The organism is Pseudomonas sp. GW704-F2 (genome assembly GCF_059423025.1).
Window position 1 is genome coordinate 1 of the sequence record NZ_JBWKXO010000052.1, and the last position, 25,456, is coordinate 25,456.

The 25,456-nt window shown below is 61.8% G+C and carries 24 protein-coding genes; 6 read left to right on the forward strand and 18 right to left on the reverse strand.

Annotation, left to right across the window (positions count from 1 at the left end):
- Nucleotides 1-100: 100 nt before the first annotated feature.
- The 5 genes from AC07W0_RS27655 to AC07W0_RS27675 form a co-directional block, all read right to left on the reverse strand.
- Nucleotides 101-1,123 carry a putative 2-aminoethylphosphonate ABC transporter substrate-binding protein gene (locus tag AC07W0_RS27655; protein ID WP_017845046.1) on the reverse strand — a complete coding sequence of 341 codons (1,023 nt, stop codon included), beginning with the start codon at nucleotides 1,121-1,123 and terminating at the stop codon, nucleotides 101-103.
- Nucleotides 1,124-1,141: 18 nt separating this feature from the next.
- Nucleotides 1,142-2,854, reverse strand: a complete 1,713-nt coding sequence (locus tag AC07W0_RS27660; protein ID WP_046381734.1) for a putative 2-aminoethylphosphonate ABC transporter permease subunit — start codon at nucleotides 2,852-2,854, stop codon at nucleotides 1,142-1,144.
- 1 nt (nucleotide 2,855) lies between these two features.
- Nucleotides 2,856-3,920, reverse strand: coding sequence for a putative 2-aminoethylphosphonate ABC transporter ATP-binding protein (locus AC07W0_RS27665; protein WP_046381733.1), 1,065 nt, complete (start codon nucleotides 3,918-3,920; stop codon nucleotides 2,856-2,858).
- Between the two features lie 247 nt (nucleotides 3,921-4,167).
- On the reverse strand, nucleotides 4,168-5,031 hold the full coding sequence (locus AC07W0_RS27670) for a LysR family transcriptional regulator (RefSeq protein ID WP_102618676.1): 864 nt from the start codon (nucleotides 5,029-5,031) through the stop codon (nucleotides 4,168-4,170).
- A gap of 16 nt (nucleotides 5,032-5,047) precedes the next feature.
- Nucleotides 5,048-7,306 carry a heavy metal translocating P-type ATPase gene (locus tag AC07W0_RS27675; protein WP_102618675.1) on the reverse strand — a complete coding sequence of 753 codons (2,259 nt, stop codon included), beginning with the start codon at nucleotides 7,304-7,306 and terminating at the stop codon, nucleotides 5,048-5,050.
- An 84-nt stretch (nucleotides 7,307-7,390) separates the two neighbouring features.
- On the opposite strand from AC07W0_RS27675, the gene cadR reads away from it, so the two are divergent.
- Nucleotides 7,391-7,840: a Cd(II)/Pb(II)-responsive transcriptional regulator gene (cadR, locus tag AC07W0_RS27680; RefSeq protein ID WP_017845051.1), complete on the forward strand. Its 450-nt coding sequence runs from the start codon at nucleotides 7,391-7,393 to the stop codon at nucleotides 7,838-7,840.
- An 82-nt stretch (nucleotides 7,841-7,922) separates the two neighbouring features.
- On the opposite strand, the gene AC07W0_RS27685 is transcribed toward cadR, so the two are convergent.
- The 3 genes from AC07W0_RS27685 to AC07W0_RS27695 all read right to left on the reverse strand — a co-directional run bounded on the left by AC07W0_RS27685 (nucleotide 7,923) and on the right by AC07W0_RS27695 (nucleotide 10,470).
- The gene (locus AC07W0_RS27685) at nucleotides 7,923-8,756 is read right to left on the reverse strand and encodes a thymidylate synthase (protein ID WP_017845052.1); all 834 of its coding nucleotides are present in this window, start codon (nucleotides 8,754-8,756) and stop codon (nucleotides 7,923-7,925) included.
- A gap of 52 nt (nucleotides 8,757-8,808) precedes the next feature.
- The gene (gene lgt / locus AC07W0_RS27690; protein ID WP_017845053.1) at nucleotides 8,809-9,621 is read right to left on the reverse strand and encodes a prolipoprotein diacylglyceryl transferase; all 813 of its coding nucleotides are present in this window, start codon (nucleotides 9,619-9,621) and stop codon (nucleotides 8,809-8,811) included.
- A 66-nt stretch (nucleotides 9,622-9,687) separates the two neighbouring features.
- Entirely contained in the window at nucleotides 9,688-10,470 is a 783-nt protein-coding gene (locus tag AC07W0_RS27695) for a sulfite exporter TauE/SafE family protein (RefSeq protein WP_017845054.1), read from the reverse strand.
- 121 nt (nucleotides 10,471-10,591) lie between these two features.
- Between AC07W0_RS27695 and AC07W0_RS27700 the strand changes: the two genes are divergently transcribed.
- Complete coding sequence (locus AC07W0_RS27700; protein WP_102618674.1) at nucleotides 10,592-11,338, forward strand: NRDE family protein; 747 nt, start codon at nucleotides 10,592-10,594, stop codon at nucleotides 11,336-11,338.
- 168 nt (nucleotides 11,339-11,506) lie between these two features.
- On the opposite strand, the gene ptsP is transcribed toward AC07W0_RS27700, so the two are convergent.
- Both ptsP and AC07W0_RS27710 read right to left on the reverse strand, forming a co-directional pair.
- Nucleotides 11,507-13,786 carry a phosphoenolpyruvate--protein phosphotransferase gene (gene ptsP / locus AC07W0_RS27705; RefSeq protein ID WP_017845056.1) on the reverse strand — a complete coding sequence of 760 codons (2,280 nt, stop codon included), beginning with the start codon at nucleotides 13,784-13,786 and terminating at the stop codon, nucleotides 11,507-11,509.
- Nucleotides 13,787-13,808: 22 nt separating this feature from the next.
- Complete coding sequence (locus tag AC07W0_RS27710) at nucleotides 13,809-14,288, reverse strand: RNA pyrophosphohydrolase (RefSeq protein WP_026139795.1); 480 nt, start codon at nucleotides 14,286-14,288, stop codon at nucleotides 13,809-13,811.
- A gap of 143 nt (nucleotides 14,289-14,431) precedes the next feature.
- Here AC07W0_RS27710 and AC07W0_RS27715 point away from each other — a divergent pair, with 143 nt between their 5' ends.
- Nucleotides 14,432-15,088, forward strand: a complete 657-nt coding sequence (locus AC07W0_RS27715) for a histidinol-phosphatase (protein ID WP_046381729.1) — start codon at nucleotides 14,432-14,434, stop codon at nucleotides 15,086-15,088.
- A gap of 111 nt (nucleotides 15,089-15,199) precedes the next feature.
- Here AC07W0_RS27715 and AC07W0_RS27720 read toward each other — a convergent pair whose 3' ends face one another.
- Nucleotides 15,200-15,613 (reverse strand): DUF2269 family protein, encoded by a 414-nt coding sequence (locus AC07W0_RS27720; protein WP_017845059.1) that lies wholly within the window; start codon nucleotides 15,611-15,613, stop codon nucleotides 15,200-15,202.
- 41 nt (nucleotides 15,614-15,654) lie between these two features.
- On the reverse strand, nucleotides 15,655-17,169 hold the full coding sequence (gene ilvA, locus AC07W0_RS27725) for a threonine ammonia-lyase, biosynthetic (protein WP_017845060.1): 1,515 nt from the start codon (nucleotides 17,167-17,169) through the stop codon (nucleotides 15,655-15,657).
- A 135-nt stretch (nucleotides 17,170-17,304) separates the two neighbouring features.
- Between ilvA and rpiA the strand changes: the two genes are divergently transcribed.
- Complete coding sequence (gene rpiA, locus AC07W0_RS27730) at nucleotides 17,305-17,976, forward strand: ribose-5-phosphate isomerase RpiA (RefSeq protein ID WP_017845061.1); 672 nt, start codon at nucleotides 17,305-17,307, stop codon at nucleotides 17,974-17,976.
- Between the two features lie 31 nt (nucleotides 17,977-18,007).
- On the opposite strand, the gene AC07W0_RS27735 is transcribed toward rpiA, so the two are convergent.
- The 4 genes from AC07W0_RS27735 to AC07W0_RS27750 all read right to left on the reverse strand — a co-directional run bounded on the left by AC07W0_RS27735 (nucleotide 18,008) and on the right by AC07W0_RS27750 (nucleotide 22,221).
- On the reverse strand, nucleotides 18,008-18,922 hold the full coding sequence (locus AC07W0_RS27735) for an SdiA-regulated domain-containing protein (RefSeq protein ID WP_102618673.1): 915 nt from the start codon (nucleotides 18,920-18,922) through the stop codon (nucleotides 18,008-18,010).
- Between the two features lie 118 nt (nucleotides 18,923-19,040).
- Entirely contained in the window at nucleotides 19,041-19,967 is a 927-nt protein-coding gene (locus tag AC07W0_RS27740; RefSeq protein ID WP_102618672.1) for an SdiA-regulated domain-containing protein, read from the reverse strand.
- Between the two features lie 171 nt (nucleotides 19,968-20,138).
- A complete protein-coding gene (locus AC07W0_RS27745; protein WP_017845064.1) occupies nucleotides 20,139-20,804 on the reverse strand; it encodes a fumarylacetoacetate hydrolase family protein in 666 nt (221 codons plus the stop codon).
- A 22-nt stretch (nucleotides 20,805-20,826) separates the two neighbouring features.
- Nucleotides 20,827-22,221 (reverse strand): FAD-binding oxidoreductase, encoded by a 1,395-nt coding sequence (locus AC07W0_RS27750; RefSeq protein ID WP_017845065.1) that lies wholly within the window; start codon nucleotides 22,219-22,221, stop codon nucleotides 20,827-20,829.
- A gap of 367 nt (nucleotides 22,222-22,588) precedes the next feature.
- Between AC07W0_RS27750 and serA the strand changes: the two genes are divergently transcribed.
- Nucleotides 22,589-23,818: a phosphoglycerate dehydrogenase gene (serA, locus tag AC07W0_RS27755; RefSeq protein WP_017845066.1), complete on the forward strand. Its 1,230-nt coding sequence runs from the start codon at nucleotides 22,589-22,591 to the stop codon at nucleotides 23,816-23,818.
- A 67-nt stretch (nucleotides 23,819-23,885) separates the two neighbouring features.
- Here serA and AC07W0_RS27760 read toward each other — a convergent pair whose 3' ends face one another.
- Nucleotides 23,886-24,326: a DUF4399 domain-containing protein gene (locus AC07W0_RS27760; protein WP_046381724.1), complete on the reverse strand. Its 441-nt coding sequence runs from the start codon at nucleotides 24,324-24,326 to the stop codon at nucleotides 23,886-23,888.
- Between the two features lie 133 nt (nucleotides 24,327-24,459).
- On the opposite strand from AC07W0_RS27760, the gene AC07W0_RS27765 reads away from it, so the two are divergent.
- Nucleotides 24,460-24,954, forward strand: a complete 495-nt coding sequence (locus tag AC07W0_RS27765) for a transporter substrate-binding domain-containing protein (RefSeq protein ID WP_046381723.1) — start codon at nucleotides 24,460-24,462, stop codon at nucleotides 24,952-24,954.
- Nucleotide 24,955: 1 nt separating this feature from the next.
- Here AC07W0_RS27765 and AC07W0_RS27770 read toward each other — a convergent pair whose 3' ends face one another.
- Nucleotides 24,956-25,456, reverse strand: a complete 501-nt coding sequence (locus AC07W0_RS27770) for a 2-thiouracil desulfurase family protein (RefSeq protein WP_102618671.1) — start codon at nucleotides 25,454-25,456, stop codon at nucleotides 24,956-24,958.

A 25,456-nucleotide genomic window follows, 5' to 3' on the forward strand; every position in this document is an offset into this window, starting at 1 on the left:
CAAGCCCCCTCCCACACTTGACCGAGTTCCAACATGAGAATGCGGTCAACATGTGGGAGGGGGCTTGCCCCCGAAGAGGCCATCAGCCCAAACGGAGTATTTACTGACCCGCTACCTTCTCCGACTTGCCGTCATAGCGCTTGCGCCATTCAGTCAGAATGCTGTCGCGGTTTTTCGAGGCCCAGGTGAAGTCGTTCTTGATCAGCCGCTGCTCGTAGTCCGCCGGCAATTCGGTCTGCGGCTTGGCGATGCCCGGCTGGGCGAGCACGGCGAAGTTGTCCTTGTACAGGTCCATCGCCGCGGTGCTGGCGGAGAAGTCGGCGAGTTTCTTCGCCGCGTCGGCGTGGGCGCTGCCTTTGATCACCGCCGTCGCTTCGATGTCCCAGCCCAGGCCTTCTTTCGGCAGGATGATGTCCAGCGGCGCGCCCTGGCGCTTCAGCTGCACGGCCGGGTATTCGAAGGAAATACCGATCGGGAATTCACCCGAAGCCGCCAGCTTGCACGGCTTGGAACCGGAGTGGACGTACTGGCCGATGTTCTGGTGCAGGTCGTCCATGTACTGCCAGCCCTGCTTCTCGCCGAAGGTCTGCAGCCAGGCGCTCACATCCAGGAAACCGGTGCCCGAGGACGCCGGATTGGGCATCACGATCTTGCCCTTGTACTCAGGTTTGGTCAGGTCTTGCCAGCTCACCGGTTTGCTCAGGCCCTGCTTCTCGGCTTCGACGGTGTTGAAGCAGATCGTCGCGGCCCAGACGTCCATGCCGACCCACGCAGGCGGGTTGGCGGCGTCACGGTAGTGTTTGCCGATCTTGTCCAGGCCCTTGGGCGCGTAACTTTCGAGCATGCCTTGCTGGTCGAGGATCGCCAGGCTCGACGCGGCCAGGCCCCAGACCACATCGGCTTGCGGGCGGTCTTTTTCCGCGAGCAGCTTGGCGGTGATGATGCCGGTGGAGTCACGCACCCATTTGATTTCGATGTCGGGGTTGGCCTGCTCGAAGGCCTGTTTATAGGTCTTCAATTGCTCGGCTTCGAGGGCCGTGTACACGGTCAATTCAGTCTTGGCGAAGGCATTCAGGCTGAATGCAGTGAGTACGGCAGCGACCAACGCGAGGGGCTTGAACATGGCATACCTCCTTCAGGGTTATTGGCCCGGCGCGGTCTGGCGCCAGGCTTGGGAGCGGCGCAACGCGCCACGTGAGGCCCACGCCAGCAACAGCGAGACGCCGGCCGAAGTGAACAGGATCAAAGTGGACATGGCCGCCGCGCCGCCCACATTGCCGGCGTCGTCCATGTTCAACACGGCGACGGCGGCGAGGATGGTGTCGGGGCTGTAGAGGAAGATCGCCGCCGAGACAGTGGTCATCGCCGACACAAACAGGTAGCGCACGATATCCAGCAGCGCCGGCAGGCAAATCGGTACGGTGACGCGCAGGTAGTGGCGGTACAGCGGCGCCTTGAGCGACAGCGCGGCGGCTTCGAACTCGGCGTCCAACTGGCGCAGCGCGGTGGTGGCGGTCATCTGCGCGGTGGTCAAATAATGAGCGATGGTACACACCACCAGCAGCGTCATGGTGCCGTAGAACACATGCAGCGGGTTGCCGCTGAGGTTGAAGAAGAAGACGTAGCCCAGGCCCAGCACCAGGCCCGGCACGGCCATCGGCACGAAGCTGAGCATGCGCAGCGCCAGGTTCAGGCCTTTCTGGCCCTGGGTCTTTTCCATCAGGTACGCGCCGGTGAAGATCAGCACGCTGCCGATCAACGCCGTACACAGCGCCAGGGTCAGGCTGTTGCGGTACGCCAGCCAGCCGCCGCCGGCTGTGTCTTCGAACTGGTAGTGGTTGAGCGACAGCGACAGGTTGTAGGGCCAGAACTTCACCAGCGACGAGTACACCGCCATGCCGAACACCAGCAGCAACACCGCGCAGATCAGCAGCACGATGGCCAGGTAACAGGCATCGCGCCGCCGCGACGGGGCCGGCTGGAACACTTGGGCACGGCCGCCCATAGCATCACCCTGGCGCCGACGCAGCCAGGTATCGACGCCAAAGCTGAACAGCGCCGGCAGCAGCAACACCATGCCGATCAACGCCCCGCGCCCGAACTGTTGCTGGCCGACCACGGCCTTGTAGGCTTCCAGCGCCAGCACCTGATAATCGCCGCCGACCACCACCGGTACGCCGAAGTCGGTGATGGTCAGGGTGAACACCAGGCAAAACGCGGCGAACACCGCCTGGCGCGTGGCAGGCCAAGTGATGCTGCGGAATGCCCGGGCCGGGCTGGCGCCCATGCTTGAGGCGGCATCGAACAAGCGCGCATCCGCCAGGGAAAGCGCCGACAACAGGATCATCAAGGCGTGTGGGAAGGTGTAGATCACCTCACCGAGGACAATGCCCCAGAAGCCGTAGATATTCTCCGACAACAAACCGCGCAGCAGGCCCTGGTTGCCGAACAGATAGACCAACGCGATCCCCGGCAGCATCGACGGCGCCATCAAGGGCAGCAGCGACAGCCCGCGCCAGAGCGCCTTGGCCGGGATCAGTGTGCGTTGCAGCGCGTAGGCAAACAGATACGCCAGCGGTACGACAATGACCGCCACGCTGAGGGAGACTTTCAGGCTATTCCCAAGCAGCCAGTGGAAGTTGGCGCTGCTGACCAGTTCCCGCGCCGCCACCAGCCCGCCGCCCTGCCCGGCTTCGCTGCTGAAGCCGCGCCAGAAGATCGCCAACAGTGGCAACAACACCGCGATGCCCAGCAGGCACAGCCATAGCCATTTGCCGCCCAGCACGAAAAGGCGGTCGCCCAACTCGGCGCGGGACACCCGGCGTGCAATGGGCAGCGTCATCAGCGCACCCATGTCAGGCAAACACCTGCAGGCTGCGCGGCGGCAATGCGACCCAGATGTCCTGGGCCCCCAGGCGCGGCATGGCTTCCGGAGCCAGTTCGGCCAGCAGCGGATGACCGGGCAGTTGCGCCAGTTCAAAGCTCATGCGGCAACGGTTGCCGAGGAAGGTGATCTCGCGGACCTTGGCCGCAAACAGGTTCTCTTCATGCACCAGCGGGTTGACGCTGATAGCCTCCGGGCGGCAGAACAGGCGTCCGGAGGTGGCCGCGCCAGCATCATCGGCCAGGCGCATGTGCATCCCGCCGACCTGGGCGTGGCTCGCGCTGCTGCGGCTGAACGGCAGCCAATTGCCCTGGCCGACGAACTCCGCCACGAACGGTGTGGCCGGGCGGTCGTAGATCTCTTGGGGCGTGGCGTATTGCTCGACCTTACCGTTGTTCATCACGGCAATGCGGTCGGCCATCAACATGGCTTCGTCCTGATTGTGGGTGACCATCAGCGTGGTGACGCCCAGGCGCCGTTGCAGTTGGCGCAGCTCGGTACACAGGTGCTCACGGACGCGGGCGTCGAGGGCCGACATCGGCTCATCGAGCAGCAACAGCGAGGGTGCCGGCGCCAAGGCACGGGCCAGCGCGACCCGTTGTTGCTGGCCGCCGGAGAGTTGGCCGGGGTATTTCTTTTCGCTGCCGAGCAGGCCGACCAGTTCGAGCATCTGACCGACACGCTTACGCACTTCATCGCGACCGCTGCCGGTGAGGCCGTAGCCGATATTCGCTTCAACGCTGAGGTTGGGGAACAGCGCGTAGGACTGGAACAAAATGCCGTAGTCCCGCGCCTGCGGCGGCAGCAGGGAAACATCCCGCTCCCCCAGGTAAAGCTCTCCACTGTCCTGGCGCTCGAGGCCGGCGATGCAGCGCAGCAGCGTGGTCTTGCCGCAACCGGACGGGCCCAGCAGGCACACCAGCTCGCCGGCGGCGACGTCCAGGGACACGTTGTCCAGCGCGGTAAAGGCGCCGAAGCGTTTCTGGATACCGCGCACCTTCATTGGCGCACCGGGTTGGGTCAGGGCTGTGTTCATGGAGGCACCTCATCAAACGGATGAGGGCCATGCTAGGCAGGCAATGCGTCCCTGATGTGGCAGAAAGGCAAAACGTGGCGATAGTGGTATTGGTGGATTTGGGTAGGGTTTATCCAGAAGGGGTGGCCTTGAGGGCCAATCGGGGGCAAGCCCCCTCTCACATGTTGACCGCATTCTCATGTTGGAACTCGGTCAAGTGTGGGAGGGGGCTTGCCCCCGATAGGGCCCTCAAGGCCACCACCGGATTTCAGATCGGCGACATTTCCTGCGCCAACCCGAGAAAAGCAGCTGGCAGGCGAGCGCCTTTTCTTTCCTTGAGGCAGTAGAGGTACTCAGCGATCTGCGGCGCGTTCTCGATGGTCAGCACCCGCAGTTGCGGGTCATGGGGCACTTCCTGGCGGGCGATGATGCTGATGCCGATATTGCGCAGCACCGCTTCACGAATCGACTCGCGGCTGCCGATTTCCAGCAGCGGCCCGTAACTCACGCCGGCGCCCTGCAGCAGCTGTTCCGTCAGGCGTCGCGTGGTGGAGCCGGCTTCACGCATCAACAGCGTATGCCCGGCCAGCGCGCTCAACGGCACATGATCGAGCGTCGCCAACGGGTGGTTGCGATGCACCGCCAGCACCAGCGGATCGGTGCCCAGCACACGGCGAATCAGGCGCGGGTCTTCCAGCAGTTGCGAGGACGCGGCGACGTCGACGCGGTAATCATCCAGGGCTTCGAGCACCTGTTGGGAGTTGCCGATTTCCACCGACACTTCCACCTGGGGCAAACGCTCGCGGAAGGCTTTGACCAGGTCGAGGATGTAATACGGCGCCGTCGCGGCAATCCGCAATGCGCCCTGGACCTGGCCACTGTTACGCAGGAAAAACTCGATATCCGCTTCCTGTTGCAACAGCGTCTTGACCATCGGCAGCAGGCGCGCGCCTTCGTCGCTGACCGTCAGGCGGCGGCCCCCGCGATAGAACAGCTCGACGCCGTACTGGCTTTCCAGGTTGCGGATCTGCGTGGTGACGGTGGGCTGGCTCAGGCCGAGTTTTTTCGCCGCCTGGGTAATGCTGCCCAGGCGGGCGACCATAAAAAACGCCTTCAACTCGGCACTCAGCACACCACCCTCACATCATTTATTTGCGCAGCAGGCGCAGGCCATTGAACACCACCAGCAGGCTTACGCCCATGTCGGCAAACACCGCCATCCACATGGTGGCCATGCCCAGGAAGGTGACCGCAAGGAAGACCGCCTTGATCACCAGCGCCAGGGCGATGTTCTGCTTGAGGATACTCGAGGTTTGCCGCGACAACCGAATGAAAGCCGGAATCTTGCGCAAATCATCGTCCATCAAGGCCACGTCGGCAGTTTCGATGGCAGTGTCGGTGCCTGCCGCGGCCATGGCAAAACCGATCTCGGCGCGGGCCAACGCCGGGGCGTCGTTGATGCCGTCGCCGACCATGCCCACGCGCCGGCCTTGGCCGTAAAGGGCTTCAATGGCTAGCAGTTTGTCGGTGGGCAACAGGTCGCCCTGGGCCTGGTCGATGCCGACCTGGGCCGCAATCGCCTGGGCAGTGTGGGTGTTATCGCCGGTGAGCATCAGGGTTTTGATGCCCAGCTCGTGCAACTGCTGGATTGCTTCGCGGCTGCTGTCCTTGACCGTGTCGGCCACGGCGAACAGCGCCAGCGGGCCGGATTTGTCGAGCAGCAGCACCACGGATTTGCCTTGTTTCTCCAGGGCGAAGAGTTTGTCTTCCAGCGCGGGCGAGCACAGGCCGAGTTCTTCCACCAGGCGGTGGTTGCCCAGGTGGTAGGTTGCGCCGTTGATATCACCGCGCACACCGCGACCGGTCAGGGCAGTGAAGTTATCCACAGCATGGCGCGGCAGGTTTTTATCCAGCGCCGCGTTGGCGATGGCCAACGATACCGGGTGGTCGGAACGCCCGGCGAGGGCAGCGGCCAACGCCGGCGCACTGTCTTCGACATTCGGGAACAGTGCCAGGTAGTCGGTTTGCACCGGTTTGCCGTGGGTGATGGTGCCGGTCTTGTCGAGGGCCAGGTAGTCGAGCTTGTAACCGCCCTCCAGGTACACGCCGCCCTTGATCAGGATGCCTTTGCGCGCCGCTGCGGCCAGGCCGCTGACGATGGTCACCGGGGTGGAGATCACCAAGGCGCACGGGCATGCGACCACCAGCAGCACCAGGGCGCGGTAGATCCAGTCGAACCAGACGCCGGCCATGAACAGCGGCGGGATCAGCGCCACGCCCAGGGCAAACAGGAACACCGCCGGGGTGTAGATCTTCGCGAAACGGTCGACAAAACGCTGGGTCGGCGCGCGGGCGCCCTGAGCCTGTTCCACGGCGTGGATGATCCGCGCCAGGGTCGAGTTGCTGGCGGCCGCCGTGACTGCGTATTCCAGGGAACCGGCCTGGTTGATGGTGCCGGCAAAGACTTTATCGCCCACGGTTTTTTCAATCGGCAGGCTTTCGCCGGTGATCGGCGCCTGGTCGATGGTCGACTGGCCGGCGGTGACTTCGCCGTCCAGGCCGATGCGCTCGCCGGGGCGAACCCGCACGATGGCGCCCAATTCCACACTGTTCACTTCCCGTTCGGCCCAACTGCCGTCGGCCTGACGCACCGTGGCCCGTTCCGGGGTCATCTGCATCAAGCCGCTGATGGCATTGCGCGCGCGGTCGAGGGACTTGGCTTCGATCAATTCGGCCACGGTGAACAGGAACATCACCATCGCCGCTTCCGGCCATTGGCCGATCAGGATCGCGCCGGTCACGGCGATGCTCATCAGCGCGTTGATGTTCAGGTTGAGGTTTTTCAGGGCGATCCAGCCCTTTTTATAGGTGGTCAGGCCGCCGCTGAGGATCGAGACCAGTGCCACCAGGGCGATCACCCAGGTCGGGGCCGCGTTGGTGAAGTGGATCACTTCGGCCGCCAGGGCGCCGACGCCGGACAACGCCAACGGCCACCAGTGTTTCTTCGCCGGCGGCGCGGCAGCCGGGGTGCCCTCTTCGATCGGATCGGCCTGCATGCCCAGGGACTTGATGGCGTCGATGATCGGCGCGGTGCTCGGCAGGTCATGGGTGACGCCGAGGATGCGGTTGATCAGGTTGAATTCCAGCTGCTGCACACCGGCAAGCTTGCCCAGTTTGTTCTGGATCAGGGTCTGCTCGGTGGGGCAGTCCATGGCTTCGATGCGGAAGGTGCTCAGGCGCGAATCGGCGCTGGGCGCGGCGCTCAGTTGCACCAACGCCGGGGCTGGCGTGCCGGAGCAGCAGGCACCGGCGTGGCCGTGGTCATGCACCGGCGTCAGTTTTTTCGGCGCATGAGCGTGGTCATGCGCGTGATCGTGCGTGTGCGGGGTGTGATGGGAGTCGCTCATCTGGTCGCGTCCGTAAGGTGCCTGTTGCCAAGTAAAGACCCTGTAGCCACTATAGGGTCAAGCACCCATTTGGAGATTGTTGCGATGAAGATCGGCGAATTGGCCAAGCTGACCGACTGCCCGGTGGAAACCATCCGTTATTACGAGAAGGAAGGCTTGCTGCCACCACCGGCACGCACCGAGGCCAACTACCGCGTGTACACCCAGGCGCACACCGAGCGGTTGGTGTTTATCCGCAACTGCCGCAGCCTGGACATGACTCTGGAAGAAATCCGCAGCCTGCTGGGCTTACGAGACAGCCCGCAGGACCAATGCGAAAACGTGAATGCGCTGATCGACGAGCATATCCACCATGTCAAAGCGCGGATCGACGGCCTGTTGGCATTGCAGGAACAGCTGATCGACCTGCGCCAGCGCTGTGGCAGCGGGCCGGAGCTGGATCAGTGCGGGATATTGCAGCGGCTGGAGGTCAGCGGCAGTGTCGCCGCCAGCGAGGCCGAGCCTTCGCATGTGGGCAGAAGCCATGGGCATTAATTCAGCCTGGTAACCGAATCAAAGTGTGGGAGGGGGCTTGCTCCCTCCCACACAAGCCCACACCTTTAGACGGAGGCAGCCTTTAGATGGCGACGTCGGCCTTGATGCTTGGGTCGGCGTCGTAACCGACGATTTCGAAGTCTTCGAACTTGTAGTCATAGATCGACGCAGGCTTACGCTTGATCACCAATTCCGGCAGCTTCTTCGGCGTGCGCGCCAGTTGGGTCTGGATCTGTTCCATGTGGTTGCTGTAGGCGTGGGTGTCGCCGGTGGTGACGATGATCTCGTGGGGGATCAGGTCGCACTGCTGGGCCAGCATGTGGGTCAGCAGCGCCAGCGCGGCGGTGTTGTACGGCAGGCCAAGGAATACGTCGGAGCTGCGGATATACAACTGCATCGACAGATGGCCATCATGCACGAACGCCTGGTACAGCAGGTGGCACGGCGGCAGGGCCTGCTTGCCGTTGCGCGCATTTTCCTGGGGGCTCTTGGTCTCGTCCGGCAGGTACTCGACGTTCCAGCCGTGGAACAGGATGCGGCGGCTGTTGGGGTTGGTCTTCAGCGTCTCGACCATGTAGTCGATCTGATTGATCGTGCCGCCGTCCTTGGTCGGCCAGGCGGTCCACTGCTCGCCGTACACCGGGCCCAGATCACCGTCTTCGGTGGCCCACTCGTCCCAGATACGCACGCCGTTCTCGTTCAGCCACTTGATGTTGGTGTTGCCGCTCAACATCCAGATCAATTCGTTGGCGATGCTTTTGAAGTGAAGCTTCTTGGTGGTCAGCAGCGGGAAGCCGTCGGCCAAGTTATGCCGATACTGACGGGCAAACACAGCCTTGGTGCCGGTGCCGGTGCGGTCGCCCTTGGTCAGGCCATTGGTCACGACGTCGTTCAGTAGTTCGAGATATTGCTTCATGTCATTACCCGTATCGGTGCAGCCGAGACCTCGCAGGCCTCGGCATTCGAATTCAAAGCGCGGTGTTCTTCAACGGTTGCGGACGGTTGTACGCCCACCACAGCAGGCCCAGGCCGACGATGATCATCGGCAGACTGAGGATCTGGCCCATGGTCACCCAACCGAACGCCAGGTAGCCCAGTTGCGCATCCGGGACGCGCACGAACTCGACGACAAAACGGAAGATGCCGTAGAACAACGCGAACATACCCGACACAGCCATGGTCGGCCGTGGCTTGCGCGAGAAAATGTACAGAATGAGGAACAGTGCCACACCTTCCAGGGCGAACTGGTACAGCTGCGACGGATGGCGCGGCAATTGCGCCGGGTCGCTGAACGGCGGGAACACCATGGCCCACGGCACGTCGGTCGGCTTGCCCCACAGTTCGGCATTGATAAAGTTACCGATACGCCCGGCGCCCAGGCCGATCGGCACGAACGGCGCAACGAAGTCCATCAGTTGGAAGAATGACTTGCCGTTGCGGCGGCCAAACCACCAGGCGGCGAGCATCACGCCGATAAACCCACCGTGGAAGGCCATGCCGCCCTTCCATACCTCGAAGATCAGCGTCGGGTTGGCGATGTAGGCGGGCAAGTCGTAAAACAGCACATACCCCAGGCGTCCGCCGACGATGACCCCCATCGACAACCAGAAAATCAGGTCGGAGAGTTTTTCCTTGGTCCACGTCGGGTCGAAACGGTTCAGACGCCGGGACGCCATAAACCAGGCGCCGCCGATGCCGATCAGGTACATCAACCCGTACCAATGGATTTTCAGCGGACCGATGGCCAGGGCCACCGGGTCGATCTGCGGGTAAGGCAGCATTGCGACTCCTCGTTAAATCATTCGTTATGGCGACCGGGACCATGCCCGGGCGCGATTAAGGCTGCGTTACAGCAAGAAATTCAAACCCACGCAAAACAGCAGCCCGGCAAACAGGCGTTTGAGCAAGCGCGGCGACAAACGGTGCGCCAGGCGCGCGCCGAAGCGGGCAAACACCATGCTGGTCAGGGCAATGCCCAGCAGCGCCGGCAAATACACGAACCCTAGACTATGAGCGGGCAGCAGCGGGTCATGCCAGCCCAGAATCATGAAACTTAATGCACTGGCCAGCGCAATCGGCAGCCCGCAGGCCGACGAAGTGGCCACCGCTTGCTGCATCGGCACGCTGCGCCAGGTCAAAAACGGCACGGTCAGCGAACCGCCGCCAATCCCGAAAATCGCCGAGGCCCAGCCGATCACCGTGCCCGCCAGGGTCAGACCGAGCTTGCCCGGCACCGTTCGACTGGCCTTGGGCTTGACCTCCAGGGCCAACTGCACGGCGATGATCAGCGCGAACACGCCGATGATCTTCTGCAAGTGGGGGCCGGAAATCGCCTCGGCGGTCAGCGCGCCAAAACCGGCGCCGATCAGGATGCCCACGGTCATCCACACAAAGATCGGCCAGCGTACCGCGCCCCGTCGATGGTGCTCACGCACGGCGTTGATCGAGGTGAAGATGATCGTCGCCAGGGACGTGCCCACGGCCAGGTGGGTCAGCACCTGCGGGTCGAAGCCCTGCAAGGTGAAGCTGAACACCAGCACCGGCACGATAATGATCCCGCCGCCCACGCCAAACAGCCCGGCGAGCACCCCGGCACAGGCGCCCAGCAGTAAATACAGCAGAAATTCCATGGGAGCCCCCAAACCAAGTCCGGCATGTTAACGGATGGAAGGCATGCGACCCAACTGGATACGATGGAACGCCCGCGCCAGTGTAGGTAGAGTGGCCAAACACACAAAGGGGGATCGCCTGATGTGCCTGATTGTTTTCGCCTGGCGGCCGGGCCATGCCCAACCGCTGATCGTCGCGGCCAACCGTGACGAGTTCTACGCCCGCCCCAGCCTGCCGCTGGCCCAGTGGCCGGATGCGCCTGCCGTCTATGCCGGCCGCGACCAGGAAGCGGGCGGCACCTGGCTGGGGGTGAACGCCGACGGACGGTTTGCCGCCCTGACCAATATCCGCGACCCGCATCAACCGCCGGCCCGCAAGTCGCGTGGGGAACTGGTGGCGCGGTTTCTCAGCAGTTCGCTACCGCTTGAGCAGTATTTGGCGGAGATCAACGGCCGTTCGATTGAATATGCCGGGTTCAATTTGTTGGTGGGCACGCGGGAGGAACTGTGGCATTACAACGCCCGCGACAGCGTGCCTACGCAGCTGCCCGCCGGGGTGTACGGCCTTTCCAATGCAGGGCTCGACACGCCATGGCCGAAATTGCTCAAGGCCAAGGCGGCGCTGGGCGAGGTACTGGAGAACCCGCAGCCGGAAACCTTGCTGGATATCTTGAGCGACCCGCAGACCGCGCCGTTTGCCGACTTGCCGGACACCGGCGTGGGCTTGGCGACCGAGAGTTTGCTATCAAGCGTATTTATCGCCAGCCCCAGTTATGGGACACGGGCGAGTACAGCGCTGATTGTGAATGCGGACGGCACGCGGCAGATGGTGGAGCGCAGTTTTGGGCCGCACGGTGGGCGGCTCGGCGAAGTCGAACTCAACCTGTAGGAGCGAGCTTGCTCGCGAAAAACGTCAACAATGACGCGCCCCCCCCTGAATGCACGCAGTACCCTCAGGTTTTTCGCGAGCAAGCTCGTGTGCTGACTGACACTCCGTAATCGGGGGCAAGTCGAATCGTCGCACCGCCCCTCCCACATTTTTGATCGGCGCCAGGTTTTAGAGGGTTTTGGCTGAGGCCGGGTTGATCATCCGCGTCAACCCCAGGTTCTTCAGCGCCAGTTGCAGCGAGCTGTGGATAACTTGCGGGTTGTCGATGGTCATCAACTCGGCCAGCAGTTCCTTGGCCATGCTCAGGTTGACCTGGCGCAGCAGCCACTTCACCTTCGGCAAGTTGGTGGCGTTCATCGACAGGCTGTCAAAGCCCATCGCCATCAACAGCACCGCTGCCGCCGGATCGCCGGCCATTTCCCCGCAGATGCTCACCGGCTTGCCTTCGGCATGGGCGTCGCGCACCACATGTTGCAGCGCTTGCAGCACCGCCGGGTGCAGGTAGTCGTAGAGGTCGGCCACCCGTGGGTTGTTGCGGTCCACGGCCAGCAGGTATTGCGTCAGGTCGTTGGAGCCCACCGACAGGAAGTCCACCTGCCGCGCCAGTTCCTTGGCCTGGTACACCGCCGCCGGAATTTCGATCATCACGCCGATCGGCGGCATCGGTACGTCGGCGCCTTCGTCGCGCACCTCGCCCCAGGCGCGGTGGATCAGGTGCAGGGCTTCTTCCAGCTCATGGGTGCCGGAGATCATCGGCAGCAGGATGCGCAGGTTGTTCAGGCCCTCGCTGGCCTTGAGCATGGCGCGGGTTTGTACGAGGAAAATTTCCGGGTGGTCGAGGGTGACGCGAATCCCGCGCCAGCCGAGGAAGGGGTTGTCTTCCTTGATCGGGAAATACGACAGTGACTTATCGCCGCCAATGTCCAGGCTGCGCATCGTCACCGGCAACGGATGGAAGGCGGACAGTTGCTCGCGATAAATCGCCAGCTGCTCCTTCTCGCTCGGAAAGCGCTGGTTGATCATGAACGGCACTTCGGTGCGGTACAGCCCCACCCCTTCGGCGCCGCGTTGTTGCGCGCGGGCCACATCGGCGAGCAGGCCGGTGTTGACCAGCAGCGGCACGCGATGCCCGTCGAGGGTCACGCAGGGCAGTTCGCGCAAGGCGTCGAGGCCCTGGGACAGCTGGCGTTCCTCTTCCACCACCTCGGCGTACTGCTTGCGCATCACTTCGCTGGGGTTGGTGAACACCTCGCCACGGTTGCCGTCGACGATCATTTCGATGCCGTCGACCTTGGAGTACGGCAGGTCCACCAGGCCCATCACCGTCGGAATGCCCATGGCCCGGGCCAGGATCGCGACGTGGGAGTTGCCCGAACCGAGCACCGAGATCAGGCCCACCAGTTTGCCTTCCGGCACTTCGCCGAGCATGGTGGCGGTCAGTTCTTCACTGATCAGGATGGTGTTGTCGGGGTAGACCAAGTTGGTGGAACGGTCTTCCTGCAAGTAAGCGAGCAGACGGCGACCGAGGTCGCGCACATCCGAGGCGCGCTCGCGCAGGTAGGCGTCGTCCATCAATTCGAAACGGTTGACGTGATCGGAGACCACCTGGCGCAGCGCGCCCTGGGCCCACTGGCCGGTCTTGATCACGTTTTTGACTTCGCTGCCCAGCGACGCGTCATCCAGCATCATCTGGTACACCTCGAACAGCGCTCGCTCTTCGGGGCGCAGTTGGGTGGCGAGCTTGTTCGACAGGTTGCGCATGTCGGCGCGCACGCCTTCCAGGGCGGTCTTGAACAGTTTGATTTCGGCGTCGATGTCGCTGACGGTCTTGTCCGGCACCACATCGAGGTCGGCCGGCGGCAACATGACCACGGCCGTACCGACGGCCGCACCTGGCGAGCCCGGTACGCCGACGAATTTGGCTTCCTGGATGCCCTTGCCCTGGCGCCCCAGGCCGCGAATCGAGCCGGTGGCTTCGGCATGGGCGATCACCCCGGCCAATTGCGCGCTCATGGTCACGAGGAAGGCTTCTTCGCCTTCGTCGAACTGGCGGCGTTCTTTCTGCTGGATGACCAACACGCCGACAACGCGGCGGTGGTGAATGATCGGCGCGCCGAGGAACGAGGCGTAGCGCTCTTCGCCGGTTTCGGCAAAGTAGCGATAACGCGGGTGATCAGCCGCGTTTTCAAGGTTCAGGGGTTCTTCACGCGTCCCTACCAAGCCCACCAGACCTTCATTGGGCGCCATGCTGACCTTGCCGATGGAGCGCTTGTTCAAGCCCTCGGTCGCCATCAGCACAAAACGGTTGGTCTCGGGGTCCAGCAGGTAAACCGAGCAGACCTGGCTGCCCATGGCTTCCTTGACGCGCAACACAATAATCCCCAACGCCGCCTTGAGATCCTTGGCGGAGTTAACTTCCTGGACGATCTTGCGCAGCGTATTGAGCATGGCTCGGGGTCGAACTCCGTCGTCAGTCGCGCGTTAAAAGGCGCGGGGCAAGCTCTTTGAGAGCGCGACGATAAACCTCGCGCTTGAATGTCACCACCTGGCCCAACGGATACCAATAACTGACCCAACGCCAGCCATCGAACTCCGGTTTACCGGTCAAATCCATCCGCACCCGCTGCTCGTTGGAGATCAGGCGCAGGAGAAACCATTTCTGCTTCTGGCCGATACACAGCGGTTGGCTGTGGGTACGCACCAGGCGTTGCGGCAAACGATAACGCAACCAGCCACGGGTACAGGCCAAAATTTGCACATCTTCGCGCTCAAGGCCGACTTCTTCGTTCAACTCGCGGTACAAGGCGTCTTCAGGGGTTTCGTCAGGGTTGATCCCACCTTGAGGAAACTGCCAGGCATCTTGGTTGATTCGGCGAGCCCATAGGACCTGTCCGGAATCATTCGTAAGAATAATCCCGACATTAGGACGGAAACCATCGGGGTCGATCACGGCAACAACCTCGCAAACGCATGTCGTTGCATTGTTCCACAAAGGTTGTTCCAGCGGCAACGAGGCTTCTTAGCTTATGTGCAGTCTTGTGAAAAGACCGTATTCTGGACGCCTTTTTACAGACTTTTCAGCGGGTAACTGTAATGCGCCTGGCTTTATTCGACTTGGACAACACGCTTCTGGGGGGTGACAGCGATCACGCCTGGGGCGATTACCTCTGTGAACGCGGATTTCTCGACCCGGTGACCTACAAGGCACGCAACGACGAATTCTATCAGGACTACCTGGCCGGCCAGCTGGATAACGCGGCCTACCTGAATTTTTGCCTGGAAATCCTCGGCCGCACCGAAATGGCCCAATTGGAGGCATGGCACAACGACTACATGCGCGACTGCATCGAGCCGATCATGCTGCCGCAGGCATTTGAACTGCTGGCCAAGCACCGCGCCGCTGGCGACAAGCTAGTGATCATCACCGCGACCAACCGCTTCGTCACCGCGCCAATTGCCGCACGCCTGGGCGTAGACGCCCTGATCGCCACCGAATGCGAGATGGAAGACGGCCGCTACACCGGGCGCAGCACCGATGTGCCGTGCTTTCGCGAAGGCAAGGTGACGCGCCTGAACCGTTGGCTGGAAGAAACCGGGCACAGCCTGGAAGACAGCTACTTCTACAGCGATTCGATGAATGACTTGCCGCTGCTGGAGCAGGTGACGTATCCGATCGCGGTAGACCCGGACCCGAATCTGCGGGCTGAGGCCGAGAAGCGGGGCTGGCCGGTGATTACGCTGCGGAGCTGATGGCCCTATCGGGGGCAAGCCCCCTCCCACATTTAACTGCATTTCAACGGATGTACGCGGTTAAATGTGGGAGGGAGCTTGCTCCCGATGCAGACAACTCGGTGTAAAGCCTTAAACCGGCTTGGCCCCCATCAACCCCGCAATCGCCACAAACCCCACCAGGCTGACCACCGCCAATGCCAAGGTGAAATTCAGGCTACCGCCCTCGCCCTTGCGCAAGCGATTGAGCCGCGCCACCAGCCAGAACCAGCACAGCGCCGCGACGGTGTAGAGCAGGCTGGAACCCAGGATCCAGGTCTGCCCCAGCGGCCAGCCGACCAGATGCACCAGCCACCAGCCGGTAAACGGCATGCTGATCAGGCAGATCCCCATCAACAACCATACGAACGCCCACGGGCGCTGCACGGTGATCGCCGGGCCGGCGCTGCGTTTGCGCCAGGCCAGCAGCGCCAGGCCGAGGCCGCTGAGCAGCAGCAACACAGTCGCCGCCATGTGGATAACTTTGAGGGTGGTCAGGGTTTCCATGTGTCGTCTTCCTTAAAGGCCGCCCCAATCAGCGTAGTCGCTCAACCGAGGAACAGTTTGTAAGCCGGGTTATCGCTTTCATCCCAGTACGGGTAGCCGATGGCTTCAAGGGCTGCCGATACCAGATGGCGCTCGTCCGCCGGGACTTGCAGGCCGGCGACCACGCGGCCGTCGGCTGCGCCGTGGTTGCGATAGTGGAACATCGAGATGTTCCAGCGCCCGCCTAATTTGTTAAGAAAGTTGAACAAGGCGCCCGGCCGCTCCGGGAATTCGAAGCGAAACACCACTTCATCGCTGACCTTCGCCGCGTGCCCGCCAACCATGTGGCGGATGTGCAACTTGGCCAGTTCGTTCTCGGTCAGGTCGAGCACCGGGAAACCCTGGCTGGTCAGGCTGGCGATCAATGCGCTGCGCGGATCGTTTTCCGGATGGGTCTGCACGCCGACGAAAATGTGCGCCTCGCGGCCGGAGTGGTAGCGATAGTTGAATTCGGTGATCTGGCGCTTGCCCACGGCCTCGCAGAACGCCTTGAAGCTGCCCGGCTTCTCGGGGATGGTCACGGCGATGATGGCTTCGCGGCCTTCACCCAGCTCGGCGCGCTCGGCCACATGGCGCAGGCGGTCGAAGTTGACGTTGGCGCCGGAGTCGATGGCCACCAGGGTTTGCCCGGTGACGCCACGGCTCTCGACATATTTCTTGATGCCCGCCACACCCAGGGCGCCCGCTGGCTCGGTGATGGAGCGGGTGTCGTCATAGATGTCCTTGATCGCCGCACAGATTTCATCGGTGCTGACGGTGATCACTTCGTCCACATAGTCTTTGCAGATGTCGAAGGTGTACTGGCCGATCTGCGCCACCGCCACGCCATCGGCAAAAATCCCCACGGTCGGCAGCACCACGCGCTCGCCGGCGGCCATGGCGGCCTGCAGGCAGTTGGAGTCGTCCGGCTCGACGCCGATGATCTTGATCTCCGGACGCAGGTATTTCACATACGCCGCGATACCGGCGATCAGCCCGCCGCCGCCGACCGGCACGAAGATCGCGTCCAGCGGCCCAGGGTGCTGGCGCAGGATCTCCATCGCCACGGTCCCCTGCCCGGCAATGGTGTGCGGGTCGTCGTAGGGGTGAATGTAGACGTAGCCTTTTTCGTCGACCAGTTTCAGCGAGTAGGCCAGGGCTTCCGGGAACGAATCACCGTGCAGCACCACTTTGCCGCCACGGGAACGCACGCCTTCGACCTTGATTTCCGGGGTGGTCTTGGGCATCACAATAGTGGCCTTGACCCCCAGCACCTTGGCCGCCAGGGCCAGGCCCTGGGCATGGTTGCCCGCCGAAGCGGTGACCACGCCGCGCGCGCGCTCATCGGCCGTCAACTGGGTCAGCTTGTTGTACGCGCCGCGAATCTTGAACGAGAACACCGGCTGCAAGTCTTCCCGCTTGAGCAAGACCTTGTTGCCCAGCCGCTCGGAGAGCTGGCGGGCGGCCTGCAACGGGGTTTCTATGGCAACGTCGTAAACGCGCGAGGTGAGGATCTTTTTGACGTACTGTTCAAGCATCGGCAGGCATCACTGGGCGGAGTGGGCAGGGTCGACGAGTCTAACTCAGCGTTTGGCCGGGCGACCACACGAATCCAAAGGTTTTGATGGGTTATACTCGCGCCCTCTCTACTCCCCGCCCGTTCCGGAGCCCGCATGACCCAGGATCAACTCAAACAGGCAGTGGCCCAGGCCGCCGTCGATTTAATCCTTCCTAAACTCGATGACAAGAGCATCGTCGGCGTCGGCACCGGCTCCACTGCCAACTGCTTCATCGATGCGCTGGCCAAGCACAAGGGCGCGTTCGATGGCGCAGTGGCCAGCTCCGAAGCCACCGCCGCGCGCCTCAAGGGCCATGGCATTCCGGTGTACGAGCTCAATACCGTCAGCGACCTGGAGTTCTACGTCGACGGCGCCGATGAAAGCGACGCGCACCTGAACCTGATCAAGGGCGGTGGCGCGGCCCTGACCCGCGAGAAGATCGTCGCGGCCGTGGCCAAGACCTTTATCTGCATCGCCGACGCCAGCAAACTGGTGCCGGTACTCGGCGCCTTCCCGCTGCCGGTGGAAGTGATCCCGATGGCCCGCAGCCACGTGGCCCGCGAGCTGGTGAAGCTGGGCGGCGACCCGGTGTACCGCGAAGGCGTGTTGACCGACAACGGCAACATCATCCTCGACGTGTACAACATGCAGATCACCAACCCGGTGGAGCTTGAGACGCAGATCAACGCCATCGTCGGCGTGGTCACCAACGGCCTGTTCGCCGCACGCCCGGCTGACGTGCTGCTGCTGGGCACCGCGGAAGGCGTGAAAACCCTCAAGGCCTGATGCACAACCGAATGTGGGGTCGGCGGTGTGTTCAGGATTCTGGTTTCTTGAACACGTAGAACAGGTTCGGCTCGCTGACCAGGTACAACGTACCCACGTCATCCATGGCGATCCCTTCGGCCTGCGGCACCCGCGCATTCAGGCCATGGCGCCCGTTAAGCAGCGACAAACTGCTTAACGGGCGACCGTCGATATCCAGCTCCAACACCAGGAACGATTCATCCGACAGCGCCAGTAAATGGCCGCTGCGTTCGTCGTATTGCAGGCTCGACAGGTCGCGCACGAACAGCCCGGCATCGCGCTTGGGGTTGTTGATGACGTGGACCGAGTAGGTTTTTTCCGGTTTGAAATGGGGAAACCCATGAACCTCATAGATCACCATCGGGTCGCGTTCCTTCGCCACGAACAGGCGCTTGCCCACCGAGTCGTAGGCAAGCCCTTCAAACCCCTTGTTGCCCCCCACATGCACACCCAGGGTCATCTGCTCCGCGTCGGCGGCGTCGAGAAACTGCGTATCGTCATCCACATGCACCTTGATCAGGCGCTGTTGGCGCTCATCGCTGATGACATAGATGTTGTCGCTGATAAATTCCACGGCCTCGGCATCCCCGAAGCCGACCAGGGGAATCCGTCGCAGAATCTTGCCAGCGAGAGACAGTTCGACCAGCTCGGCGTTTTTGTTGGTGACGGTAAACAGGCTTTTACGCACCGGGTCGTAGGTCAGCGCGGAGACGTCGTCATCCAGGCCTTCGATCACCTGGCCCTCGACGCTGACCCGGTAATCCGCCAGGCCAATGGCGCGTTCGCCAACAGGCTGGCCCCACACCTGCCAATTGAACCAGGCCCGTTCGAACAGACGAAACTGTTGTGCGACAACGCCCGCGCCTATCAAGGCGATCAGCACCAGTATGAAAAAAGCCGGTTTGGGGCGGGCAAGTCGACGCATCGGGCGGGCTCAAAGTCAAAAATGGCGAATGAATATCACGCCCGCCTGAATTTAAACTTAAACGCGCCCGGTGTGTGGCGTATGCCGCGGATAGAGAAATATCCGACGTAATCGGTTGTTATTTCTGTTTTTCGAAACGATAGAACAGGTTCGGCTCACTGACCATGTAGAGGTTGCCGTTCTCGTCCAGGGTCACGCCTTCGGCACGCGAGATCGTGTTCTTGAGGCCGTTGAAGCCGCCGAGCAAGGTCATGAAGCTGACTGGCTCGCCCTTTTCATCCAGTTCCAGCAGCAGGTGGGACTCGGCCGACAGCGCCAGCAGGTGCCCGGTGCGCGGATCGATGGCCAACGCCGAGAGGTTGTGCATGTCGAGCTTTGTATTGGCGAGCTTTTGCTTGTCACCGACCAGGGTCTGGCTGCCGTCGCTTTTCCAGGTGAACAGCGCCGGCGGGCGTTCTTCGCCGAGCACGAACTGCTGGTTGCGCTTGTCCCAGGTGACGCCTTCAAAAGCTTTGTTCTGGTCTTTGGACGGGCCCAGGTCGTAACTCGGGAAGTCGGCCTTGTTCAACGCCGTGGTGCTGGCGTCGACCTTGACGATGGTCAGGCTGTGCTGGCGTTCATCGACCACGGCCATCAGGCCGTTTTCCATCACCGTCACACCTTCCGGGTTGTTCCAACCGTTAAGGGGCATCTTGCGCAGCACATCGCCTTGCAGGGTCAACTCGACGAGGAATGGATTTTTGCCCATGACGGAAAACAGGGTTTTCGTCTGCGGGTTGTAGGACAGGTCCGAGGCCTCGTCCTTCTCCATACCGGGCAGCAGCTTGGCGTCGATGACGGCGCGGTAATCCGGGAGCCACACGCTCGCTTGGCGTTTGGCCGGGCTTTCAAAACGCTCCACGACCCACAACACACCGCGGTCGTCCCAATGCATGACCCAGGCAACGCCATACACGATCGCCCCAACCAGAAGCAGCCAGGAATACCAGCGCAGAGCAAAACGAGAGCGTGGCTTGGGGGTAAAGGTAGGCAGGGACACGGCCATTGGGCGCTTTTTCCGGAAAGTCAGCGTTAGGTGAAAGCACAGGAATAACCGGCCCGCGCGCTAGAGGCTGAAGATTATCCGGATGGGGTGTGAAAAAAATGCAAACAACCGAAACGGGTGCGGGACCTGTAGCGAGCGAGCTTGTTCGCTCGCCACAGGGTGGTGCCGAAATTAGCGAACGCTGCTTTCGAAGCGGGTCACACCGGACAGTTCCAGCACCAGCTTGTCACCGACATTCAACGGCCCAACGCCAGCGGGGGTGCCGGTGAGGATCACGTCGCCGGCCTGCAGCGAGAAGCAGCCGGCCATGTACTGGATCATCGGGATGATTGGGTTGAGCATGGCCGCGCTGTTGCCATTCTGGCGCACTTCGCCGTTGATGCTCAGGCGAATGCCGATATCGGTCAGGTCCGGGAAGGTGCTGCCGACCACGAACGGCGCGATCACCGCCGCGCCGTCGAAGGACTTGGCGATTTCCCACGGCAAGCCCTTGGCTTTCAATTCGGCCTGCTTGTCGCGCAGGGTCAGGTCCAGGGCCGGGGCGAAACCGGAGATGGCATCGAGCACTTCTTCGCGGCTGGGCTTGGTCGACAGGGGTTTGCCGATCAGCACCGCAATTTCCGCTTCGTAATGCACCGAACCACGTTCGGTGGGAATGCTGAAACCACCTTCCAGCGCCACAACGCAGCTGCCCGGCTTGATGAACAGCAACGGCTCGGTCGGTACCGGGTTATCCAGTTCCTTGGCATGTTCGGCGTAGTTGCGCCCAATACACACCACTTTACCCACCGGGAAGTGGATGTTGGTGCCGTCGACATACTTGTGCTGGTAGCTCATGGAACGACTCCTTCAGGGGCGGTTAAACAGCGAAGATCTTGCCGGGGTTCATGATCCCGTTCGGGTCAAACACCGCTTTCACGGCCTTCATGTATTCGATTTCAACCGGCGAGCGGCTGTAGGTCAGGTAGTCGCGCTTGGTCATGCCCACGCCGTGTTCGGCGGAGATCGAGCCGTTGTACTTCGCCACGGTTTCGAACACCCACTTGTTCACGGTGGCGCACTTGGCGAAGAACTCATCCTTGCTCAGGTTTTCCGGCTTGAGGATGTTCAGGTGCAGGTTGCCGTCGCCGATATGGCCGAACCAGACGATTTCGAAGTCTGGGTAGTGTTCGCCGACGATCGCGTCAATTTCCTTCAAGAATGCCGGCACTTTCGACACCGTGACCGAAATGTCGTTCTTGTACGGCGTCCAGTGGGAAATGGTCTCGGAGATGTACTCGCGCAGTTTCCACAGGTTGTGCAGTTGGGTTTCGCTCTGGCTCATCACGCCGTCCAGCACCCAGCCCTGCTCGACGCAGTGCTCGAAGGTTTCCAGGGCGTGGTTGGCGACTTCTTCGGTGGTGGCTTCGAATTCCAGCAGTGCGTAGAACGGGCACTCGGTCTCGAACGGCGCCGGCACGTCACCACGGCCGAGGACTTTGGCCAGGGCCTTGTCAGAGAAAAACTCGAAAGCGGTCAGGTCCAGCTTGCTCTGGAATGCGTGCAACACCGGCATGATCGCGTCGAAGTCGGTGGTGCCGAGCACCATCGCGGTGAGGTTTTTCGGCGCACGGTCCAGGCGCATGGTGGCTTCCACGACAAAACCCAGGGTGCCTTCGGCGCCGATGAACAGCTGGCGCATGTCGTAGCCGGTGGCGTTCTTGATCAGGTCGCGGTTCAGTTCCAGCACGTCGCCTTTGCCGGTGACGACCTTCATGCCGGCGACCCAATTACGGGTCATGCCGTAGCGAATGACCTTGATCCCGCCGGCATTGGTGCCGATATTGCCGCCAATCTGGCTCGAACCGGACGAAGCGAAGTCCACCGGGTAGTACAGGCCGTGCTCTTCGGCGACGTTCTGCAATTGCTTGGTGACCACGCCCGGCTGGCACTTGGCGGTGCGGTCGGTGAGGTTCACCTCGAGGATCTGGTTCATATAGTCGAACGAGACGACCACTTCACCATTGGCCGCAACGGCGGCAGCCGACAGGCCGGTACGCCCACCGGACGGCACCAGCGCGACCTTGTGCTCATTGGCCCAGCGCACGATGGCCTGCACCTGTTCAATCGTCTTGGGGAATACGATGGCAGTCGGGGCCGGGGCGAAGTGCTTGGTCCAATCCTTGCCGTAAGCCTCCAGGGAGTCGGCGTCGGTCAGCACTTTGCCGGGCTCAACCAGGGTCTTTAGCTCATCAATCAGGGCAGGATGGGTCATCGACAGAACTCTCGAACAATTCATGGTCATCCTGAGAACGCTTCACGTCGCAGGAATAGGTGTTTAGCGGGGCGCGTATGCTAGCATACCGCCCCCGTAGGACAGAGCCCAAGGGCGTTCTGCGGTGACGGCTTTCCTGCCGTCCGGGTCAGCTCTGTGCCCTGATTTACCAATACGTTTCTGTTTGACGAGTGGCTGTTGTCGTCAGGCAAGGCGCCGCGACGACTCATAGCTGGGGCTATGGGGAGGAGCGGCAAGGCAGCATGACGGCAACAGACGCCGTCAAACGGGAACAGTATTGGTGAATCAGGACACATCCGGCGATCCGATTCCCTGCCATTTTTCTCCGGGATACAGGTTTACGCAGATGAGCAAGACTTCTCTCGATAAGAGCAAGATCAAGTTCCTTCTTCTGGAAGGCGTCCACCCATCGGCTGTCGAAGTTCTGAAAGCCGCCGGGTATACCAGCATTGAGTACATCACCAGTTCTCTGCCGGAAGCCCAGCTCAAGGAAAAGATCGCCGACGCGCACTTCATCGGCATTCGCTCCCGCACTCAGCTGACCGAAGAGGTCTTCGATCACGCCAAGAAACTCGTGGCGGTCGGCTGTTTCTGCATCGGCACCAACCAGGTCGACCTTAACGCAGCGCGCGAGCGCGGCATCGCGGTGTTCAACGCACCGTACTCCAACACCCGTTCCGTCGCGGAGCTGGTGCTGGCCGAGGCTATCCTGCTGCTGCGCGGCATTCCGGAGAAGAATGCCTCCTGCCACCGTGGCGGCTGGATCAAGAGCGCAGCCAACTCCTTCGAAATCCGCGGCAAGAAGCTGGGGATCATCGGTTACGGTTCGATCGGCACTCAACTGTCGGTCCTGGCCGAAAGCCTGGGCATGCAGGTGTTCTTCTATGACACCCTGACCAAGCTGCCACTGGGTAACGCCACGCAAGTGTCGAGCCTGACCGAGCTGCTGGGCATGTCCGACATCGTCACCCTGCACGTGCCGGAAACCGCTGAGACCCAGTGGATGATCGGCGAGAAGGAAATCCGCGCGATCAAGAAAGGCGGCATCCTGATCAACGCCGCCCGCGGCACCGTGGTCGAGTTGGACGCCCTGGCCGACGCGATCAAGGACAAGCACCTGATCGGCGCCGCCATCGACGTGTTCCCGGTGGAGCCACGCTCCAACGACGACATCTTCGAAAGCCCGCTGCGTGGCCTGGACAACGTGATCCTGACCCCGCACATCGGCGGCTCCACCGCTGAAGCCCAGGCCAACATTGGCCTGGAAGTCTCGGAAAAGCTGGTCAAGTACAGCGACAACGGTACGTCGGTGTCCTCGGTCAACTTCCCGGAAGTGGCCCTGCCGGCTCACCCTGGCAAGCACCGTCTGCTGCACATCCACCAGAACATCCCGGGTGTGATGATGGAGATCAACAAGGTCTTCGCGGAAAACGGCATCAACATTTCCGGTCAGTTCCTGCAGACCAACGAGAAGGTCGGCTACGTGGTGATCGACGTCGACGCCGAGTACTCGGACCTGGCGCAACAGAAGCTGCAACACATCAACGGCACGATTCGTTGCCGCGTGTTGTTCTAACGCTTCAAACGCCCTACGAAAAATGGGAGGCCCGCAAGGGTCTCCCATTTTTTTGTCTGAACAAATCTTACTTGACGTTAACCGTGATCACTTTCGACGCTACAGTCGGGTTGAACTGCATGTGCAGTTTATCGCCGGCGACCAGTTGCAAGGTGTGCTTGCCAGGGGTCAGGGTCAGCTCGGTTTCGGTCTGGGCCTTGCCGAAGTGGATTACGCTATCGGTGGCCGGGATCGGCACGCTGGCGTCGGGCAGCGCCTTCTGGTCGACCAGCAGGTGATGGTGGCCGGTGCCTGGGGTCTGGTCGGTGGCTGGGGCCAGTTTCAGACCTTCCATGCCGAATTTGACGGTGAAGGTTTTATCGACGGTGGCGCCGTCTTTCGGCGAAACGATAAACACTTTGGCATTTTCAGGTGGCGCGCTGCGAGGGATGCCGTCTGCGGCGGTCACCAACATCGAAGCACCCAATAGTACGCCGGCAATCGTTACACGAGACAAAAGGGCTTTCATTCGCTTCTCCACTTTTCTATGAAATTTGTAGGGTTATGACAACTTAGCGACTAATTGCTGTCCAAGGCACTCAACACCATAACAAAGCGATGCTGAACCGCGCCTCGCACATTCGAATTATTTAGGAGTGACCATGCGCTTTTCGCCTGGCCTGTTACTGCTGCTTCCTCTGATGAGCCCCTTGGCTCACGCCGAATTGATTGATGATGTGTTTGACCGCGGTGAACTACGCATCGCCCTCGAGGCCAATACCCCGCCCTTCAACTTCAAGGACGGCGAGAAACTCACCGGTTTTGAAGTGGAGCTCGGTGAACAACTGGCCAAAGAGATGGATGTGCGCCCCTCGTTCATCACCACCGACGACAGCGACATGCTGCCGGGCGTGGCAAGCGGCAAGTACGACGTGGCCATCAACCATATCGCTATGACTGCCGAGTTGCAGGATCAGTTCGATTTCAGTGAGCCTTATCGCGACAAGCCGGCGCTGGCCATTCCATTCCAGAAGGGCAACCCGGCGTTCAAGGCGAGCCTGGACAATGCGCTGCAACGGGTGAAAGCCGATGGCCGGTTGAAGGCGCTGGGGCAGAAGTGGCTCGAAAGCGACACGGCGGAAGTCAAAGCACAGTAAATCAAAATGAGGGAGGGCTTGGGAGACGGGCCAGGGCTTGCGCCGCCTCAAGCAACTCCAACTCACTGAACACCAGCACCCCATGGCGCTTGAGCAGCGCCGCCGTGACGCCTTCGCCGCTCACCTTCACACCGCTGAAAGTGCCGTCATAGGTCAGTACATTGCCACAGGACGGGCTATTGGCCTTGAGCACGGCGATACGGATATCGTGGCGCTGCACCAGCGCCAACGCCTGGCGGGCGCCGTCGAGGAAGGCGGCGCTGAAGTCCTCGCCCGCGGCGGTCAGCACCTGGGCGCGGCCCTCCCACACGTCGATACCCTGCCCGCCCGGAATCTCGGCGGAAGGCCTGGGCGTGGGCAAACCGCCCGCCACTTCCGGGCAGATCGCAACCACGCGGCCTTCGGCCTGCCATGCCGCCAGTTGATCGAACGGCCCGCTGGCGCCGCCGTCGTAGCGCACTTTGTGCCCGAGCAGGCAGCGGCTGACGAGAATTTTTTCCAT

Coding starts and splice junctions, on each gene's coding strand:
- AC07W0_RS27655 (WP_017845046.1), bottom strand. CDS start 1,123: ATGTTCAAGCCCCTCGCGTTGGTCGCTGCCGTACTCACTGCATTCAGC.
- AC07W0_RS27660 (WP_046381734.1), bottom strand. CDS start 2,854: ATGGGTGCGCTGATGACGCTGCCCATTGCACGCCGGGTGTCCCGCGCC.
- AC07W0_RS27665 (WP_046381733.1), bottom strand. CDS start 3,920: ATGAACACAGCCCTGACCCAACCCGGTGCGCCAATGAAGGTGCGCGGT.
- AC07W0_RS27675 (WP_102618675.1), bottom strand. CDS start 7,306: ATGAGCGACTCCCATCACACCCCGCACACGCACGATCACGCGCATGAC.
- cadR (WP_017845051.1), top strand. CDS start 7,391: ATGAAGATCGGCGAATTGGCCAAGCTGACCGACTGCCCGGTGGAAACC.
- AC07W0_RS27685 (WP_017845052.1), bottom strand. CDS start 8,756: ATGAAGCAATATCTCGAACTACTGAACGACGTCGTGACCAATGGCCTG.
- lgt (WP_017845053.1), bottom strand. CDS start 9,621: ATGCTGCCTTACCCGCAGATCGACCCGGTGGCCCTGGCCATCGGTCCG.
- AC07W0_RS27695 (WP_017845054.1), bottom strand. CDS start 10,470: ATGGAATTTCTGCTGTATTTACTGCTGGGCGCCTGTGCCGGGGTGCTC.
- AC07W0_RS27700 (WP_102618674.1), top strand. CDS start 10,592: ATGTGCCTGATTGTTTTCGCCTGGCGGCCGGGCCATGCCCAACCGCTG.
- ptsP (WP_017845056.1), bottom strand. CDS start 13,786: ATGCTCAATACGCTGCGCAAGATCGTCCAGGAAGTTAACTCCGCCAAG.
- AC07W0_RS27715 (WP_046381729.1), top strand. CDS start 14,432: ATGCGCCTGGCTTTATTCGACTTGGACAACACGCTTCTGGGGGGTGAC.
- AC07W0_RS27720 (WP_017845059.1), bottom strand. CDS start 15,613: ATGGAAACCCTGACCACCCTCAAAGTTATCCACATGGCGGCGACTGTG.
- ilvA (WP_017845060.1), bottom strand. CDS start 17,169: ATGCTTGAACAGTACGTCAAAAAGATCCTCACCTCGCGCGTTTACGAC.
- rpiA (WP_017845061.1), top strand. CDS start 17,305: ATGACCCAGGATCAACTCAAACAGGCAGTGGCCCAGGCCGCCGTCGAT.
- AC07W0_RS27735 (WP_102618673.1), bottom strand. CDS start 18,922: ATGCGTCGACTTGCCCGCCCCAAACCGGCTTTTTTCATACTGGTGCTG.
- AC07W0_RS27740 (WP_102618672.1), bottom strand. CDS start 19,967: ATGGCCGTGTCCCTGCCTACCTTTACCCCCAAGCCACGCTCTCGTTTT.
- AC07W0_RS27745 (WP_017845064.1), bottom strand. CDS start 20,804: ATGAGCTACCAGCACAAGTATGTCGACGGCACCAACATCCACTTCCCG.
- AC07W0_RS27750 (WP_017845065.1), bottom strand. CDS start 22,221: ATGACCCATCCTGCCCTGATTGATGAGCTAAAGACCCTGGTTGAGCCC.
- serA (WP_017845066.1), top strand. CDS start 22,589: ATGAGCAAGACTTCTCTCGATAAGAGCAAGATCAAGTTCCTTCTTCTG.
- AC07W0_RS27760 (WP_046381724.1), bottom strand. CDS start 24,326: ATGAAAGCCCTTTTGTCTCGTGTAACGATTGCCGGCGTACTATTGGGT.
- AC07W0_RS27765 (WP_046381723.1), top strand. CDS start 24,460: ATGCGCTTTTCGCCTGGCCTGTTACTGCTGCTTCCTCTGATGAGCCCC.
- AC07W0_RS27770 (WP_102618671.1), bottom strand. CDS start 25,456: ATGGAAAAAATTCTCGTCAGCCGCTGCCTGCTCGGGCACAAAGTGCGC.